The sequence below is a fragment of the Caulobacter sp. UC70_42 genome (genome assembly GCF_044056025.1).
Taxonomy (GTDB): Bacteria; Pseudomonadota; Alphaproteobacteria; order Caulobacterales; family Caulobacteraceae; genus Caulobacter.
Map to the genome: position 1 here is coordinate 4,367,043 of NZ_CP171994.1, position 15,987 is coordinate 4,383,029.

The window sequence follows — 15,987 nt, forward strand, 5'->3', positions numbered from 1 at the left end:
GGCCACCTCCTCAAGCTTGGGATTGAACCGGAGCCGCCGCGGCCCCACGCACCGGAGCGCGCAGGACGAAGCGGCAGATGGCCGGCAGGACGAACAGGGTGAGCGCCGTGGCGGTGATCAGGCCGCCGATGACGACCGTGGCCAGCGGCCGCTGGACCTCCGCCCCGGTCCCGGTGGCCAGGGCCATGGGCACGAAGCCGAGCGAGGCGACCAGACCGGTCATCATCACCGGACGCAGCCGCTCCATGGCCCCGTCGATGATCGCCGCCTCCAACGCCAGGCCGGAGGCCAGGCGCTGGCGGATGGCGGTCATCATCACCAGGCCGTTGAGGACCGCCACGCCCGACAAGGCGATGAAGCCGACCGCCGCCGAGACCGAGAACGGAATGCCGCGCAGGGCCAGGGCGAACACCCCGCCGGCCAGGGCCAACGGAATGGCCGAAAACACCGCCGCAGCCGGCGCGACCCCGCCTAGGGCCATGAACAGCAGGCCGAAGATCAGCAGGAAGCAAAGCGGCACGACGAGCGCCAGGCGCGCCTGGGCGGCCTTGAGGTTCTCGAACTGCCCGCCCCAGACCAGCCAGGAGCCGGCCGGCGGCTTGACCTGCGCGCCGACCTTGTCCTGGGCCTGAGTAACGAAGGAGCCAAGATCGGCGCCCGGACGTTGGCCTGGACAACCACCCGGCGCTTGCCGTTCTCGCGGCTGACCTGGTTGAGGCCTTCCGAATAGGAGAACTTGGCCACATCGCGCAGCGGGACCGCCGCGCGCGCGCCGACGCCGGCCGGCAGCATGACCGGCAGGGCGCCGACGGCATCCAAGTCGTTGCGGCTGGCGTCCGGCAGGCGGACCACCACGTCGAAGCGGCGATCGCCCTGGAAGACCAGGCCCGCTTCGCGACCGCCCATGGCCACGGCCAGGGTGTCGGCGACCTCCTCGACCGTCAGGCCATAGCGGCCGATAGCGTCGCGATCGAGCTGGACATCCAGGGTCGGGAAGCCCGAGGTCTGCTCGACCTTGACGTCCGCCGCCCCCTTCACCGATCGCAGGACCGTGGCGATCTCCTCGGCGGTCTTGGTCATGGCGTCCAGGTCATCGCCATAGACCTTGACGGCGACATCGCCGCGCACCCCGGCGATCAGTTCGTTGAACCGCATCTGGATCGGCTGGCTGAACTCGTAGGCGTTGCCTGTGAGCCCTTCGAGCTTCTTTTCGATGCGTTCGATCAGCTGCGCCTTGGTCTCGTTCTTGTTGGGCCAGTCCTTCTGCGGCTTGAGGATGACGAAGGCGTCGGCCGCGTTGGGCGGCATCGGGTCGCTGGCCACCTCGGCCGTGCCGGTCTTGGAATAGACGAAGGCCACTTCGGGGAAGGTGGCGACCACGCGCTCGATCCGCCGCTGCATGCGCAGCGACTGTTCCAGCGAGGTTGAGGGGATCCGCAGGGCCTGGACGGCGATGTCCTTCTCGTCCAACTGGGGCGTGAACTCCCGGCCCAGGAACGCGAAGGTCACCGCCGCGGCGGCGAAGATGCCGACCGAGGCCAGGATCACCGGCAGCGGCCGGGCCACGACCTTGCTCAGCAGCGGCGCGTAGCGGGCCTTGGTCCAGCGGACCGGCGCGACTTCCTTCTCGGCGACCTTGCCGCGGATGACGAGCGCGATCATGGCCGGGATGAAGGTCAGCGACAGCACGAAGGCCGCGGCCAGGGCCAGCATCACCGTGATGGCCATCGGCGAGAAGGTCTTGCCCTCGACGCCGGTGAAGGTCAGCAGCGGGGCGTAGACCAGGAGGATGATCGCCTGGCCGTAGACGGTGGGGGCGATCATTTCACGGGCCGCCTCGCGGGTCTCCGACAGCCGTTCGGTCAGGGTCAAAAGACGGCCTTCGTGGTGCTGGCGCTCGGCCAGACGCCGCAAGGCGTTCTCGACGATGATCACCGCGCCGTCGACGATCAGGCCAAAGTCCAGCGCGCCGAGACTCATCAGGTTGCCCGAGACGCCCAGCCGGTTCATGCCGATGGCGGTCATCAGCATGGAGAGCGGGATGACCAGGGCGGTGATCAGGGCGGCGCGGAAGTTGCCCAGGAGCAGGAAGAGCACGACGATGACCAGCATCGCGCCTTCGACCAGGTTCTTCTCGACGGTCTTGATGGTCGCCCCGACCAGCTTGGAGCGGTCGTAGACCACCTGGACCTTCACGCCTGGCGGCAGGCTCTTGGCGACCTCGGCCAGCTTTTCGGCCGAGGCGCCAGCGACGGTGCGGCTGTTTTCGCCTGTCAACATCAGCACCGTGCCGATCACCACCTCCTCGCCGTTCTCCGAGGCCGCGCCGGTGCGCAGGGCGCCGCCGACCTTGACCACGGCGACGTCGCGCACGCGCACCGAGACCCCCTCGCGGGCGGCCACGGTGGCGTTGGCGATTTCGTCAACCGTGCGCACGCGCGCGTCGGCGCGGACCAGGAAGGCCTCCCCGCCCCGCTCGACGAAGCCCGCGCCGACCGCCAGGTTGGCGGCTTCCAGCGCCTTGGCCAGATCGTTGAACGACACCCCGTAGGCGGCCATCCGGGTCGGATCCGGCTGGACGACGAACTGCTTTTCGAAGCCGCCGATGGAGTCGACGCCGGCCACACCCGCGACCGAGCGCATCTGTGGCCGCACGATCCAGTCCTGCACCTCGCGCAGATAGGCCGCCTGGGCGGTCGGATCGGCCAGGCGCTCGCCGGTGGCGGTCAGATAGGCGCCATCGCCCTGCCAGCCGGGAGCTCCCTCATGGCGCTGAGCGCCCTTGCCGCCTGGATGCTCGAAGGCCACGGTCCACATCAGGACCTCGCCCAGGCCAGACGAGATCGGCCCCATGGCCGGCTCGGCCCCGACCGGCAGGCTTTGGCGCACGCCGGTCAGACGTTCGGCCACCTGCTGGCGGGCGAAATAGACGTCGGTGTTTTCCTTAAAGACGATGGTGACCTGGGAGAAGCCGTTGCGCGAGATCGACCGGGTCGACTCCAGGCCCGGGATGCCGGCCATGGCCGTTTCGACCGGGAAAGTGACCAATTTTTCCACCTCAGCCGGGGCCAGGGTCCCGGCGACGGTGTTGATCTGCACCTGCTTGTTGGTGATGTCGGGCACCGCATCGATGGGCAGGCGCACGAGGTTGTAGACGCCCAGGGCCGCGACCAGCGCGACGAGAGCAATGACGGCCCAGCGCAGGCGGACCGAAAGGTCGAGGATACGGCCGATCATCGCGCGCCCTCCGCACCTTCGGCCGCGTGGGCCTTGGCCTGGTAGCGCACCTGGACCTTGCCGACGCGCAGCAGGTTCACCGTCGGGATCACCGCCTCAAAGCGGGAAGGATCGCGATGCCGCAGACTGGCGGTCAGGCTCGCCCAACGTGTCGGCACGGTGGCCATCATCCGACCGTCATGGTCGAAAGCGCTGATGTCGAGATGGGCGGTCGCGGGTAGCGGGCCAACAGATCCGTCGCGCCGGACCAGGCCAAAGACCCGCAGGCCCTGGTCGCTGTCGCGGGCGGTCGCCGTCAGGATCCGGACGCCGCGGCCGTCGAGCCGCTCGATCGGGGGCGGGGGCGAGGCGAGCACCGAACCGGCGACCGCGCTCAGCAGGGCCGTGGTCACGGCTAGCAGGGCCTTAGTCCTCATGGCTGGCCTCCCCCTTGCCGAGTTCGGCCTTCAGCAGGAAGGCGCCCTTGCCGGCGATCTGCTCGCCGGCGCGCACGCCCGCGACGATCTCGACCTGGCCGCCGCCGCGCCGCCCCACACGTACCGGGCGCGGCTCGAAGCCGTCCTTGGTGCGGATGAAGACGACATCGGCGCCGTTGAGCGATTGCACAGCCTCGTCCGGCGCGGCGAACCGGCCGCTGGCCGCGACCGCGCCGCCCCGCGGGGTGATGTGGGCGCGCAGGGCCTGGCCGGGGGTGAGACTCGGCGCCGGTCCGGTCAGGACCAGCACCGCCGTGGCCGAACGGCTCTCGGCGTCCAGACCTGGCGTGACGCTGCGCACGGAGGCCGACACAGGGCCGCTGGCGGTCTCGACGACGGCCAGATCGCCTGGCCTGACGCGCTGGACATCCGCGGCGGGAAGCGCGGCCTGGATCTCCACGCGCTCCGGATCGGCCACCCGGAAGAGTTCCGAGCCGGCCGTCACATAGGCGCCGAGTGTGGCGTTGGCGGCGGTGACGCGTCCGGAGATCGGGCTGGTCACGGCCAGGGTGCGACCGTTGCCGCTGACGCCGGCGGCCGCGCCTGCGCTGTTGGCGCGACGCAGTTCAGCCTCGGCGATGGCGGCTTCGGCCTGGGCGCCCTCCAGATCCTGGCGGGCGGTGATGCGGGCGTCGAACAGCTTGCGCTCTCGGGCCAGGGCCTGCCGCGCGGCGGCGGCCTTGGCGGCCGCGGTGCTGCGCTCGGCGCTGATCGCGGCGGCGTCTCGACTTTCGATCGAGGCGATCACCTCGCCCGCCGCCACGGGGTCGCCTAGGCGTTTGTTGATCCGCACGATCGCGCCGTCGGCCCGCGCGGCCAAGGTGGCCGCGCCATGGGGTGTGGCCACCACCGTCGCCTGGGCCGGAACGGCGGCGTCGAGCCCCCCCTCGGCCAGGGCCAGGACCTGGATGCCGTCGGCGGCGATACGCTCGGCGCTCATGCCCACATGGGGCTTTTCGCCGGCATGGTCTTCCTTGGCCTCGACGGCGAGCGCTTCCTTGGGCGGCGAGGACAACATCGTCTTGCCGACCAGCGCGCCGACGCCCGCGGCCAGCAGGCTGCTGACCGCCACGGCCGTCAGCAGGGTCTTTCTATCGTTGGACTTCATGGTGAGGGTTCCTATTGGGCGGCGGCGCGTTCGAGCGCGGCCAGCGCCTTGGCGCGCTCGAGGCGCGCGGCGATGAGGTCGTTACGGGCGGTCGTCAGGGCCGTCTGGGCGTCGAGGACATCGAGCAAGGAGAACTTGCCCGCTTCGAAGCCGCGCCGGGCCAGATCCACGGCGGTCTGCGCTTGGGGCACGATCTTGCCCTCCAGCGCTTCCAGCCGCGCATTGGCCGCAACCAGCGAGGCCTGGGCGTCGCGAAGCGCCCGCACCGACCCGGCCAGGACCAATCGCTCCTTGGCCTCGGCCGCCGTGGCGTCGGCCCGCGCGGCCGCCACCGCGCCCTGATTGCGGTTGAACACCGGGATCGGCGCGGAAACCCCGACGATCAGGGCGCTGTCGCCGGTCTGCTCGAACCGGCGTACCCCGGCCTGGACGGTGACGTCCGGACGGCCGGCGGCACGCTCGCGATCGATCACGGCCTCGGCGGTCCGGCGCTCGGCGCGCGCCAGGCGCACATCCAGGGTATTGCCCGGATCGACCATCGCGCCGGCCACCGGCGCCGCGGCCGACGTGACGACCAGATCGACGGTTTCGTCGGTCCCGCCCCAGAGGGTCACGAGCGCCCGGTGGGCGGCTGCGGCCTGGGCCTGGGCGGCGATCACCGCGGCGTCGGCCTCCCGGCTGGCGGCTTCGGCCCGCAGGGCGCGCAGCGGCGGTTCGCGCCCGGCCTCGACCAGCGTGCCGGCGACCTTGGAGAGCCCCCCGGCCCGCTCCGCCGTTTCGCGGGCCAGGATCAGGCGATCATCGCTCGCCAGGGCCTCGGCGTAACGGACCGCGACCTCTTGGCCCAGGTCGGCCCGAGCGATCGAAAAGCCGATACGCGCGGCGTCGACTTCGGCGGCCGCAGCCGCCTGGCGCGCGCGCCGCTTGCCGCCCAGTTCCAGGCGCTGGCTGACCGAGAGCGTGGTCTCGGCCGAAGCAAAATCGCCGTACTGGCCCGAACCGGCGAGATTCTCCGATTGGAGACCGGCTTCGGGATTGGGCGGGAGACCGGCTTGACGGGCGCGGCCTTGGGCGGCGGCGACCTGAGCCTGGGCTGCGGTCACCAAGGGAGATTGAGCCTGGGCGCGCGCCAGGGCGTCGGCCAGGGTGAGCGGCTCGGCCAGGACGCGCAGAGGCGCGCCCAGGCCAGCGAGCGCCAGGACCGCGCCGATGACGGCGGGCCGGGCATGTCGGGAAAACATGGAAAGTCCCAGATTACGTTGCTGACGAGGCGGATCACGCGCGCGAAGGCGCGGGCTCGTCAGGCGCGGGGAGGTTCTTTCAGGCCGTCAGGCTGGTTGGAAGGCGGCAAGCCGCTCGACTCGGGCGCCAAGACCAGCGGACGCTCCAGGGCGGCCGTCACCACCGGACCGACCGGCGGCGTGGCGGAGAAAGCGTGATGGCAATGGCCGTGAGCACAGGCTTCGCCGCCGACCTTGCCCGTCTGGTCGCGGTCGTCGTGATCGCTGCTCGCCACGACCTCGCCGACGGCCAGCTGGGCGCTGGCGGCCGGCGCGTCTTCAAAGCCGCAGAGGACGGAATCGACGGCGGGAACGACCGTGAAGGCGATCAGCACGAGCGCGCAGAGCGCACCCGACACCGTCTTCAGCCATGTCGCTGTCCAAGCCATGATCCGCCTATAGCTTGGCCCGGGCCAGATGAGAATGTGTTACATAGTCACGGCGCGGACGGTCCGACCGGCGCCAGAGCCTTGATGACCAGGCATTGGCCGACGGCGCTCTGCCGACATTGGCTCAACGAGGCGCGAGCCGCGTCAGCCTCGCGAACGACCTGGTCGATGCGCTTCATCGGTCCCATCGGCTGGGGCGCCGCCGGCGCCCCATCAAGTCCAAAACCTTCGAACCGTGCTAACGCCGGTTCGTTCGCCCGCGTACGAAGGCTCGATCCGTGGCCATGAACCGGGCCAGCATCGGGGCGACCAGCTTTGCCGGTTCGACCGTCTTGCCGCCGGTCTCGGCGGCCAGCACCTTGGCGTAGTCGACCAGGTCGCGATGCAGGGCGGCCGGCAGCTCCAGGGCCAGCTTCACCGGCGTATCGTCCTCGATCGGACCCAGCTTCAACTTGCTCATGGGATCGTCCTCTCCTCGTAGGGTTCCAGGATCAGGTCGCGCGAGAGCAGCACCGTCAGGGTCGCGCCGGGCCGTACGGTCAACACTGGCGCCAGCGCCAGGGTCTTGGACACCGCTTGCTGGCCGACATCCGAGACCGCCCGCGCGCCGCCGCGCCGCAAGGCCTGCTCCAGGGCGCCGTCATCGCCGCTGGCGCCGGCTTCGGCGCCCAGCGCCAGGACGGTGCTGAGGGCGGCTGCGCCCGGCACGGCCCGCCCGTGGCGATCGACGCCATCCTGCAGGCCCGCAAACCCCTGGGCATCGGCCGCCGGCAGATCGTCGAGCACGATCGAGCGTCCGTTGGGCAGGATCAGCCGCGTCCATTTGATCCTGAGCCGGGCGGCGCCGGCGGCGACATCGGTGTCGTAGCTGCCGATCAGGCGGGCCCCGGCCGGGACCAGACGAACGCCGTGTCCCAGGCTGTCGAAGACGTCACGGGTCACCTGGCCGATCGCCAGGCCCGGCGCATCCGAGCGAAGACCGGTGACCAGGGCGCCGGGAAGGATGGTTCCGGCCAGCAGGATATGGGTCGAGGCCGGGGCGACCAGCCGCTCGGGACTCGTGGTGCGCGGATCGGCCCCCTTGGCGCTGGCGGCGGCCGGCGCCGGCTCGCTCCGCCGCTCTCCCGAAGCGCCGAAAAATAGAGACGTTGTCAGACTGGCCGTCGCGGGCGATCCCGTCACGCGGCGCGACGTTGTGGAGGCAGGCGCGGGCGCCGGTGTGGCCAACGGCGGCGACGGGTCGGCGACGGCGCCGGGACGCGCCGCGGCCTTGACGATCGGGCGACCAAGATCACCGGGCAAGGGCGGGCCAAGCTTGAGCGCGCCTAGGGTCCTGTAGTCGCGGGGCTGATCGGTCACGCCTTCCGGCGGGGCCACGGGTCCGGTCTCTCGAGGCGTTGGCGCGACGACCTTGTGGTGCTCGGCCAGCGACCAGAACAGGGCGCCCGCCAGCATAGCTGACAGCACACCGGCGCCGATCGCCAAGGCCTTGCGCGACAGGCGCGCGACGGCGGGCGGGTCGCTCCGCAGCCGCATGGACGCGGCGGCCTTCGGTTCAGGCGTGGTGTCCTGGCTCATCGCACCGCCTCCTTACCGTCGCGGTGGATCTGGACCGCCCTGGCCCTTCGCCCCGTTCCCAGGCGCAGCTCAGCGCGATCGACGAGACCATCGACGATCAGGGTTCGCGCTTGAACGTGGTAGTCGATCAGGTCGCCGGTCTTGCCGTCCTCGCCGATCCGGTAGAGGGGCGGCAGAGCGGTGAGATCCGTCGTCCGCGCGAACGCGACATAGGTTCGTCGCCCGTCGTCGAACACGCGCTCGGGCCGCCACTTCACCCGATCGCCGTCGATCCGGTAGGTGAAGGTCGTGTCGGCCGGGTCTGGAATGGAGAGCGGCGTGGCGGGCGCCGGCGGGGCCAGGACGAGCACCGGCGCCGCGACCGGATAGCGCCAGCCCACTTGCGAGAACCAGGTCCTGGCGCTGGCGCGCAGTTCCAGATGGTAGGTGCGGCGGTCGGACATGATGAGCAAGTTGGTGGCCAACGGCGCGGCCGTCGGCTTGACCAGCACATGGACCCGGCGCGCGGCCCCTGCTCCGCTGGCGGTGTCGGCGATGATCCAGCGCGCCGTGTCGCCCGCGGCGATGGGCCCGGTCAGGACCTCGCCCGGCTCCAGCACGATGTCGGTGATCCGTCCGGGCATGGCCACCAGCGGAAAGACGGCTTGGTCGGCGAAATCGTAGTCGCGGGTCGCGGCAGGCGTCGCCAGGCGCGCGTCCTGCGCGCGCGCAACGCCGGCCAGCAGGCCCAGGGTCGCAAACATGGCCAGGCCCTTCATGCGCCGAACTCCTTGCTCCAGGCGATCGCGGTGACCCGCACGCCCAAGGGATTGGCCCGCAGCCCCTCGGGGGTCCGGGGTGTCGCGATCGACACGCCCAGCACGGCGACCCAGCGCTCGACGCCGACCCGTTCGCCGGCCGCGAAGCGCTGCTCGGTCCAGGTCACGCGGAAGCTGGTGGGCGAGGCGCGCACGACATTGGTGACGTCCACCATGACCTGGGCGCGCGCGGCCTCGGCGAACGGGGCGACGCGGCGGGCATAGTCCGAGAGCGCGACCGCCCCGTCGCCCTGGACGAAATCGTAGGCGCGCAGCCAGGCCTGGCGCATGAGCACCGGATCGATAGACCGGGTGCGCACGTCGACGATGAACCGCGACAGCGCCCAGGCGACGGCCGCGTCGGTGGGCTTGGCGCCGAGCGCGGCGGGCGCGACCACCTGCGGCTCGCCCAGCTTGTCGACCTGGACCACCCAGGGCGTGATGGAACCGCGCGCCGCCAGCCACGCCAGGCTGCCCGACAAGGCGGTGTTGGCCATCAGCAGGGCCAGGGCCGCGTATCGCCAGTTGGCGGCCTGGACGCGCGCCGAGCCGATCCGCTGGTCCCAAGCCTGGCCGGCGCGCTGATAGGGCGTCTCCGGCGCGGGGGTCGCGCCATAGCGCGCCGTTCCCTTGAACGGGTTCATGGTCAGTCCTCCGAGAGATTGAAGGCGGCCCCGCCGCCGTGATGGTCACCCGAGCCGGCGGCGTGGACAGCCAGACCCGCGCCGTGTCCCAGCGCCTGCTTGGCCTTCAGCGCCCGCGCCCAGGCCGGTTCGCCCGCGCTGCTCGGAGGCTGGCCGCCGCCCTGGTCCGGCTCGCTGGCGGTCGCCTTGGTGGCCATCGGCGATGGGGACGCCGCGCCGCCCGAGGACGGTCCAGCCGGCGGCGGCGTTGGCGGACCGCCTGTCGGCGCACCGCCCGCCGGTCCGCCGCCGAGGCCAGAACCGCCCGCCCCCGCCGCGGCCGCGCCGCTGGCCGAAGCCCCGAACGCCAGGCTCGCCGCGCCCGCGCCGGCCATGGCCAGGCCGCCGACCACCAGGCCGGTTCCGACCGCCGCGCCGGCGCCCAGCTGCGGCGCGCCCGACAGCAGTCCCGAGGCGACCGAGGGACTGAAGATCGAAAGGCCCAGCAGCACCAGGGAGGCCAGCACCATGGTGGCCACGTCGACGAGGGTCGGGGCTTCGCCGCCGGCTTGCTGGCGGAAGGTCTCGAAGAGGGTCGAGCCGATGCCGACGATGACCGCCAGGACCAGGACCTTGACGCCGGTGGCGGCGACGCCGCCCAGCACGCGCTCGGCCAGGAAGGCGGTCTTGCCGAACAGCCCGAACGGGACGAGCACGAAGCCGGCCAGGGTCACCAGCTTGAACTCGATCAGCGTGACGAAGAGCTGCACGGCCATGATGAAGAACGCCAGCAGCACCAGGACCCAGCCGACCAGCAGCACGACGGCCTGAACCAGGTTCTCGAAGAAGGCCGGAAAGCCGGTCAGGTCGGAGGCCGCCTGCAGGAACGGCATGGCCGCGGAGAACCCGGTCAGGGCCAGCTTGCCCGGGCGCAGCAGATCCTCCGCCGACATCCCCGCCCCGGAAGCCTTGAGGCCAAGGCCGGCGAAGCTGGTCAGGACGATGGTCGCCAGGCGCTGGAAATTGCCGATGATGAAGGCGAAGAACCCGACGTAGAGCGTCTTGCGCACCAGGCGGGCCAGGATGTCCTCGCCCGTGGACCAGGACCACATCAGGGCCGCCAGGGTCACGTCGATGGCCACCAGCGTGGCCGATAGGAACGACACCTCGCCGTGTACCAGGCCAAAGCCGCTGTCGATGTAGCGGTTGAAGGTGTCGAAGAACTGGTCGACGACGGAGAGGTCGCTCATGAGGCGTCCCTCCCGAAGAAGCGGGCCCGGGCCTTGGACCAGGCGGCCTTGCAGGCCGGGTCATGGGCCGCGCCCTCGCCGATCGCGCGGCAACGGGCCAGATCGGTGTTGCGCGTCGGGTCGGTGACCGCCGGCTTGCTCGGGGCGGGCCCCTCGTGACGCGCGGCCAGGACGATGGCGATCAGCCCGATCCACACGGCCAGGGCCATGGCGAGGGCGCGGATCATTGGCCCGGCCCTTCGCGACCCATGAACTTGGAGAACCGCGCCTTGGCGTCGGCGCGCGCGGCCGCACGATCGGCCGCCTCCAACGCCTGGGCTCGTCCTTGGGCGGCGGTCAGGGCCAGGAGCTGGGCCAGCTGCTGCGATTGCAGGGCCAGGAGCTGGTTGCCCGCCTGGGCGGCCTGCAGGCCACCGACCGCCCCCTGGCTGGCCTCAACCAGCTGGCTGATCTGACCGGCGCTGTCGCCCAGCCCCCCGACGACGCCGGCCTGGACCTTCAGGGCATCCTGCAGGCCGGCCACCGCCGCATCCCAGCGTGCATCGGCCCGCGCCGACAGGGTCGCGCCATCCACCGGTCCGGTGGGGGCGCGTAGGACTGGCGAAAGCTGGTCTGGATCTGGGCGACGTCGTAGGCGATGCCCTGGGCTTCAGACAGAAGCCGGCGGGTCTCGGCCAGCTGGGCCTGCAGCGCGGCCAGGGACGAGAACGGCAGGTTCGCCAGGCTCCTGGCCTGGCCGATCAGCATCTCGGCTTCGTTCTGCAGCGACCGGATCTGGTTGTTGACGCTCTCCAGCGTGCGCGCGGCCGTCAGCACGTTCTGAGCGTAGTTGCTGGGGTCGAAGACGGTGAACTGGGCGTGGGCGAGCGGCGCGACGGCCAGCCCCAGGCCCAGCGCGGCGACGAAGCCGCGGCGGTGGACGGTCATGACGATGTCTCCGGGAGGAAGGAAGGCGAAGGCCCCAGCAGCTCGGCGGCCCAAGGCAGTCCGCGCCGGCCAAGCCAGGCGCGCGCGAAATCCGCCGTCCCCACGGCGTTCAGCGTCTCGGTGATCGCGGCTTGCTCGGCCTTGGACGAGGCCGCGGCGAAGGCCAGGGCGACAGGACCCAGGCCCAGCTCGAACAGGCGACCGCCGAGCGGTGATTGCAGGTAGTAGTCGCGCTTGGGGACGGCATGGGCGATCAGCGCGATCTGGCGCTCGTTCAGCCCGAAGCGCCGGTAGAAGGCCGCACCCTGGGGTTCGGCGCCGTGGGCGTTGGGCAGGAAGATCCGGCTCGGGCAGAGCTCGATCAGCGAGGCGGCGATGCTGCTGGCCTCGACATCGGCCAGCGACTGGGTGGCGAAGACGACCGCGCCGTTCTTCTTGCGCAGGGTCTTGAGCCATTTGCGCAGCTGGTCGCCGAAGGCCGGATCGTCCAGCGCCAGCCAGCCCTCGTCGACCAGGATCAGGGTCGGCGAACCATCCAGCCGCGTCTCGATCCGATGGAAGAGGTAGGCCAGCACCGGCGCGGCCGCCGCCGTTCCCACCAGGCCTTCGGTTTCGAAGGCCTGGATGCGGTCCTCGCCCAGGGCCTCGCCTTCAGCGTCCAGCAGGGCGCCGAACGGGCCGCCCAGCACATAGGGCTCCAATGCCCGCTTCAGCGGCGGCGAGGCCAGCAGCGCGCTCAGCCCGGTGAGGGTCCGCTCGGCCAGCGGCGCGCCCGCCAGGCTGGTCAGCGCCGACCACAGATGAGCGCGAACCTCGGGCGTGATGGCCACGCCGGCGCGTACCAGGATCGCCGACAGCCAGCCGACCGCCCAGACCCGCTCGCCGCGACGATCGATCCGGGCCAGCGGCTGAAGCGCCACGGCCGTTCCCGTGTCGGCGAGCACCCCGCCCAGGTCGTGGAAGGCGCCGCCCATGCCCAGCACGGCCGCGCGGATCGAACCGCCATGGTCGAAGGCGAAGACCCGGGCGCCGGGGTAGCGGCGAAACTGCAGGGCCAGCATGGCCAGCAGCACGCTCTTGCCCGCCCCCGTCGGCCCGACCACCAGGCTGTGGCCAACGTCCCCGACATGCAGGGACAGGCGAAACGGCGTCGATCCGGCGGCCGTCGCCATCAGGAGCGGCGGACCATCGAGATGGACGTTGCGCTCGCTGCCGGCCCAGACGGCGCTGACCGGCGCCAGGTGGACCAAATTGAGGGTCGACAGCAGCGGCTGACGGACATTGGCGTAGACGTGACCCGGCAGTGTCCCGAGCCAGGCCTCCACGGCGTTGGCCCGCTCGCGCATCACCGTCAGGTCGCGGCCCTGGATGACCTTCTCGGCCAAGGCCAGCTTGGCGTCGGCGCGTACGGGATCCTCGTCCCAGACGACCAGGCTGGCGGTGACGTAGGCGTAGGCGACGGCGTCGCCGCCGAGATCCTGCAGGGCCTGGTCGGCCTCGGCCGCCTTGTTGGCCGCGTCGTTGTCGACCAGGGCCGAGGGCTCCTGGGTCAGGGCCTCGCGCAGCAGCGCCAGAACCGACTTGCGCTTGGCGAACCACTGGCGACGGATCTTGGCCAACACGCCGTTGGCCGCAGTCTTGTCCAGGCAGATCGCCCGGGTGGTCCAGCGATAGGTGATGGGAAGCCGGTTCAGCTCGTCGAGCAGGCCGGGCGCGGTGGCGACGGGAAAACCCGTCAGGGTCAGCACGCGCAGATGCGCACCGCCCAGCTGGGGCTCCAGGCCGCCCACCAGGCCCTGGGTCGCCAGCAGCGCGTCCAGCTGCATGGGCGTTTCGGGCGCGGCCACCTGCTGGCGGGTGGTGGTGACGGCGCCGTGCAGGAAGCTCAGGGTCGCGGCGTCATCGAGCCAGGCCACCTGGGGCATCAAAGCCTCCAGCAGACCCAGCAGGCGATCGGTGCGATCGACGAAGCCGGCCAGCTCGGCGCGCCAGTCGAGCCCCCGCCCAGACCGTCCTTCGATGAAGGCCGCTTCCAGGCGCCCTGCCCGCTCGACCGGCGGCTGGTAGAGCAGTGTCAGGAAGTAGCGGCTCTCGAAGTGGTCGCCGTCGGCGGCGAAGCTGGCCTTGCGCTCCTCGTCGACCAGGGCCGAGACCGGATCGGCGAAGGCGCTGGCGGGGTAGCCGTCGCTGGGATCGCGCCGGGCCTCGACGAACACCGCCCAGCCCGACCCCAGCCGGCGCAGGGCGCTGTTGAGGCGCGCGGCCGCGACGCCGGTCTCGACCTCGGTGGCGCTGTCGAGGTCGGGCCCACGAAACCCGGCGGTGCGCTGGAAGCTGCCGTCCTTGTTCAGAACGACGCCGGACGCGACCAGGGCCGCCCACGGCAGGAAGTCGCACAGCCCGGCCGGCCGACGCTGGTATTCACGCAGGTCGAGCATGGCTCAGACCTCCAGCCGAGCCGGCAGCCGCACATGGCGGCGGCCGACCTCGAACGAACTGGGGGTCGTGGCGCGCGGCCCAGACCGACAGCACGTGGGCGACGAACCAGACGATCGCCCCCAGCACCCAGAGGCGCAGGCCCAGCGCCAGGGCCGCGGCCACCGTGCCGTTGGCCAGGGCCAGGGCGCGCGGCGCGCCGCCCAGCAGCATCGGCTCGACAAGGGCGCGGTGGACGGGCGCGGCATAGGGACCGGCCATCAGACCAGCACCCCGCCGCCGAACGAGAAGAAGCTCAGGAAGAAGCTGGAGGCGGCGAACGCGATCGACAGACCAAAGACGATCTGGATCAGCCGCCGCGCGCCCCCGGACGTCTCACCGAAGGCCAGGGTCAGGCCGGTCATGATGATGATGATGACCGCGATGATCTTGGCGACCGGTCCCTGGACCGACTCCAGGATCTGCTGAAGGGGTTCCTCCCACGGCATGGAGGATCCGGCCGCCCGGACCGGGCTGGCGGCCAGGGCGACGCCGGCGGCCAGGGTCAGGTGCCCCAGCCGGTCGAACATCGTGCCGGCGAGCAGGCGCGCGCGAAGGGAATGCTGCGAAGCAGACATCGTAAAGCTCCAGGTTTTCGGGGGTTTGGGAGGGGCGGCTTAGACCGGCTCGAGCCGGTAGGCGCCGTCGGGGCCCAGGCCCGTCAGGCGGGCCAGCTCGACGAGCCGTCGCTGTCGACCGCGGCCGGAGAGGACGGCGATGACATCGATGGTGTCGGCGATCAGACCGCGGGGCACGGTCACGACCGCTTCCTGGATCAGCTGCTCCAGGCGCAGCAGCGCGCCCATGGCCGAGCCGGCATGCAGGGTCCCCACGCCGCCGGGGTGACCGGTGCCCCAGGCCTTGACCAGGTCCAGCGCCTCGGCCCCACGAACCTCGCCGACCACGATGCGGTCAGGCCGCAGGCGCAGCGCCGCGCGCACGAGATCGCCCAGACCGACCCCGAGATCATCGGCGGTGCGCAGGGGGACGAGATTGCGGGCCGGGCATTGCAGCTCGCGCAGGTCCTCGATCAGGACGACGCGGTCGTCAGCCTCGGCGACCTCAGCCAGCAGGGCGTTGACCAGGGTGGTCTTGCCACTGGAGGTGGGGCCGACCACCAGGATGTTGGCGCGCGCGACGACCGCGCCTTGCAGCGCTCTGGCCTCGCCCTGGCTCATCACGCCGCCCCGGACGTAGTCGTCCAGGCCGAACACGCGGCTGGCGGGCTTGCGGATGGAAAAGGCCGGGGCGGCGACCAGCGGCGGCAGCAGGCCCTGGAAGCGCTCGCCGGTTCCCGGCAGCTCGGCCGCCAGGCGCGGCTGGCCCGCATGGACCTCGACACCGACGTGGTGAGCAACCAGGCGGATGATCCGCTCGCCGTCGGAAGGCGCGATCGTCAGGTCCGCGTCGACCAAGCCCTGGTCAAAGCGGTCGATCCAGACCTGACCATCGGGATTGAGCATGACCTCGGCCACGCCGGGGTCTTCCAGTCGCGCCAGGACCAGCGATCCCAGGGCGGTGCGCAGCATGCGGCGGCTACGTTCGAGGGCGGTGTCGTTGTCGGAAGGCTGCATGGCCAATCCCCGTTGATCTCACGGGGATGACTAAGAAGACGCGGTTTGGCCCCGGCTCAACAGCCAAATCGGCGCGTCGTACAATCGGCGGCAAAGGCAGGGAGACGGCGGCCCTGCGTCATTCCACGGCTTGCGGCTCGCACCGCGCGCCGATCCGATAGCCAGCCGTTACCGGCGCTCGGGAAGCGTCCGGTCGCTATACGCAAGTCGCGCAGTGTCGCCGAACGACGGGCCGAAGCAGACGGCTCTGTGGCATGTGCGGACATTTCGTCA

14 protein-coding genes and 3 pseudogenes are annotated in these 15,987 nt (G+C 71.4%); all 17 read right to left on the reverse strand.

Features of this window, described 5'->3' with window-relative positions:
* Nucleotides 1-10: 10 nt before the first annotated feature.
* Nucleotides 11-3,237: pseudogene (locus ACHMW8_RS21840) on the reverse strand (efflux RND transporter permease subunit).
* Nucleotides 3,234-3,653, reverse strand: a complete 420-nt coding sequence (locus tag ACHMW8_RS21845; RefSeq protein WP_125469924.1) for a hypothetical protein — start codon at nucleotides 3,651-3,653, stop codon at nucleotides 3,234-3,236. Before ACHMW8_RS21845 ends, ACHMW8_RS21840 begins: the two are co-directional and overlap by 4 nt.
* Entirely contained in the window at nucleotides 3,643-4,821 is a 1,179-nt protein-coding gene (locus ACHMW8_RS21850) for an efflux RND transporter periplasmic adaptor subunit (RefSeq protein ID WP_096033042.1), read from the reverse strand. The genes ACHMW8_RS21845 and ACHMW8_RS21850 overlap by 11 nt, the downstream gene beginning before the upstream one ends.
* An 11-nt stretch (nucleotides 4,822-4,832) precedes the next feature.
* Nucleotides 4,833-6,062: a TolC family protein gene (locus ACHMW8_RS21855; protein ID WP_096033041.1), complete on the reverse strand. Its 1,230-nt coding sequence runs from the start codon at nucleotides 6,060-6,062 to the stop codon at nucleotides 4,833-4,835.
* 59 nt (nucleotides 6,063-6,121) lie between these two features.
* Nucleotides 6,122-6,490: a hypothetical protein gene (locus ACHMW8_RS21860; RefSeq protein ID WP_125469923.1), complete on the reverse strand. Its 369-nt coding sequence runs from the start codon at nucleotides 6,488-6,490 to the stop codon at nucleotides 6,122-6,124.
* Nucleotides 6,491-6,537: 47 nt separating this feature from the next.
* Nucleotides 6,538-6,669 carry a hypothetical protein gene (locus ACHMW8_RS21865; protein WP_272939023.1) on the reverse strand — a complete coding sequence of 44 codons (132 nt, stop codon included), beginning with the start codon at nucleotides 6,667-6,669 and terminating at the stop codon, nucleotides 6,538-6,540.
* Between the two features lie 59 nt (nucleotides 6,670-6,728).
* Nucleotides 6,729-6,950: a DUF2274 domain-containing protein gene (locus ACHMW8_RS21870; protein ID WP_096033039.1), complete on the reverse strand. Its 222-nt coding sequence runs from the start codon at nucleotides 6,948-6,950 to the stop codon at nucleotides 6,729-6,731.
* Nucleotides 6,947-8,068 (reverse strand): TrbI/VirB10 family protein, encoded by a 1,122-nt coding sequence (locus ACHMW8_RS21875; RefSeq protein ID WP_096033038.1) that lies wholly within the window; start codon nucleotides 8,066-8,068, stop codon nucleotides 6,947-6,949. Before ACHMW8_RS21875 ends, ACHMW8_RS21870 begins: the two co-directional genes overlap by 4 nt.
* Complete coding sequence (trbG, locus tag ACHMW8_RS21880; RefSeq protein ID WP_096033037.1) at nucleotides 8,065-8,826, reverse strand: P-type conjugative transfer protein TrbG; 762 nt, start codon at nucleotides 8,824-8,826, stop codon at nucleotides 8,065-8,067. Before trbG ends, ACHMW8_RS21875 begins: the two co-directional genes overlap by 4 nt.
* Complete coding sequence (gene trbF / locus ACHMW8_RS21885) at nucleotides 8,823-9,509, reverse strand: conjugal transfer protein TrbF (protein ID WP_096033036.1); 687 nt, start codon at nucleotides 9,507-9,509, stop codon at nucleotides 8,823-8,825. The genes trbG and trbF overlap by 4 nt, the downstream gene beginning before the upstream one ends.
* Before the next feature lie 2 nt (nucleotides 9,510-9,511).
* Nucleotides 9,512-10,738, reverse strand: a complete 1,227-nt coding sequence (gene trbL / locus ACHMW8_RS21890) for a P-type conjugative transfer protein TrbL (protein ID WP_096033035.1) — start codon at nucleotides 10,736-10,738, stop codon at nucleotides 9,512-9,514.
* Complete coding sequence (trbK-alt, locus tag ACHMW8_RS21895) at nucleotides 10,735-10,965, reverse strand: putative entry exclusion protein TrbK-alt (RefSeq protein ID WP_096033034.1); 231 nt, start codon at nucleotides 10,963-10,965, stop codon at nucleotides 10,735-10,737. The genes trbL and trbK-alt overlap by 4 nt, the downstream gene beginning before the upstream one ends.
* Nucleotides 10,962-11,665 (reverse strand): annotated as a pseudogene (trbJ, locus tag ACHMW8_RS21900) (P-type conjugative transfer protein TrbJ). The gene trbK-alt and the pseudogene trbJ overlap by 4 nt, the downstream one beginning before the upstream one ends.
* The gene (gene trbE, locus ACHMW8_RS21905; protein ID WP_096033032.1) at nucleotides 11,662-14,103 is read right to left on the reverse strand and encodes a conjugal transfer protein TrbE; all 2,442 of its coding nucleotides are present in this window, start codon (nucleotides 14,101-14,103) and stop codon (nucleotides 11,662-11,664) included. Before trbE ends, trbJ begins: the two are co-directional and overlap by 4 nt.
* Before the next feature lie 3 nt (nucleotides 14,104-14,106).
* Nucleotides 14,107-14,362 (reverse strand): annotated as a pseudogene (locus ACHMW8_RS21910) (VirB3 family type IV secretion system protein).
* On the reverse strand, nucleotides 14,362-14,670 hold the full coding sequence (locus tag ACHMW8_RS21915) for a TrbC/VirB2 family protein (RefSeq protein ID WP_395446026.1): 309 nt from the start codon (nucleotides 14,668-14,670) through the stop codon (nucleotides 14,362-14,364). The pseudogene ACHMW8_RS21910 and the gene ACHMW8_RS21915 overlap by 1 nt, the downstream one beginning before the upstream one ends.
* An 87-nt stretch (nucleotides 14,671-14,757) precedes the next feature.
* On the reverse strand, nucleotides 14,758-15,714 hold the full coding sequence (trbB, locus tag ACHMW8_RS21920) for a P-type conjugative transfer ATPase TrbB (protein ID WP_096033030.1): 957 nt from the start codon (nucleotides 15,712-15,714) through the stop codon (nucleotides 14,758-14,760).
* Between the last annotated feature and the right edge of the window lie 273 nt (nucleotides 15,715-15,987).

Coding starts and splice junctions, on each gene's coding strand:
- ACHMW8_RS21870 (WP_096033039.1), bottom strand. CDS start 6,950: ATGAGCAAGTTGAAGCTGGGTCCGATCGAGGACGATACGCCGGTGAAG.
- ACHMW8_RS21915 (WP_395446026.1), bottom strand. CDS start 14,670: ATGTTCGACCGGCTGGGGCACCTGACCCTGGCCGCCGGCGTCGCCCTG.
- ACHMW8_RS21845 (WP_125469924.1), bottom strand. CDS start 3,653: ATGAGGACTAAGGCCCTGCTAGCCGTGACCACGGCCCTGCTGAGCGCG.
- ACHMW8_RS21860 (WP_125469923.1), bottom strand. CDS start 6,490: ATGGCTTGGACAGCGACATGGCTGAAGACGGTGTCGGGTGCGCTCTGC.
- ACHMW8_RS21850 (WP_096033042.1), bottom strand. CDS start 4,821: ATGAAGTCCAACGATAGAAAGACCCTGCTGACGGCCGTGGCGGTCAGC.
- trbE (WP_096033032.1), bottom strand. CDS start 14,103: ATGCTCGACCTGCGTGAATACCAGCGTCGGCCGGCCGGGCTGTGCGAC.
- trbB (WP_096033030.1), bottom strand. CDS start 15,714: ATGCAGCCTTCCGACAACGACACCGCCCTCGAACGTAGCCGCCGCATG.
- ACHMW8_RS21875 (WP_096033038.1), bottom strand. CDS start 8,068: ATGAGCCAGGACACCACGCCTGAACCGAAGGCCGCCGCGTCCATGCGG.
- ACHMW8_RS21865 (WP_272939023.1), bottom strand. CDS start 6,669: ATGAAGCGCATCGACCAGGTCGTTCGCGAGGCTGACGCGGCTCGCGCC.
- ACHMW8_RS21855 (WP_096033041.1), bottom strand. CDS start 6,062: ATGTTTTCCCGACATGCCCGGCCCGCCGTCATCGGCGCGGTCCTGGCG.
- trbG (WP_096033037.1), bottom strand. CDS start 8,826: ATGAAGGGCCTGGCCATGTTTGCGACCCTGGGCCTGCTGGCCGGCGTT.
- trbK-alt (WP_096033034.1), bottom strand. CDS start 10,965: ATGATCCGCGCCCTCGCCATGGCCCTGGCCGTGTGGATCGGGCTGATC.
- trbL (WP_096033035.1), bottom strand. CDS start 10,738: ATGAGCGACCTCTCCGTCGTCGACCAGTTCTTCGACACCTTCAACCGC.
- trbF (WP_096033036.1), bottom strand. CDS start 9,509: ATGAACCCGTTCAAGGGAACGGCGCGCTATGGCGCGACCCCCGCGCCG.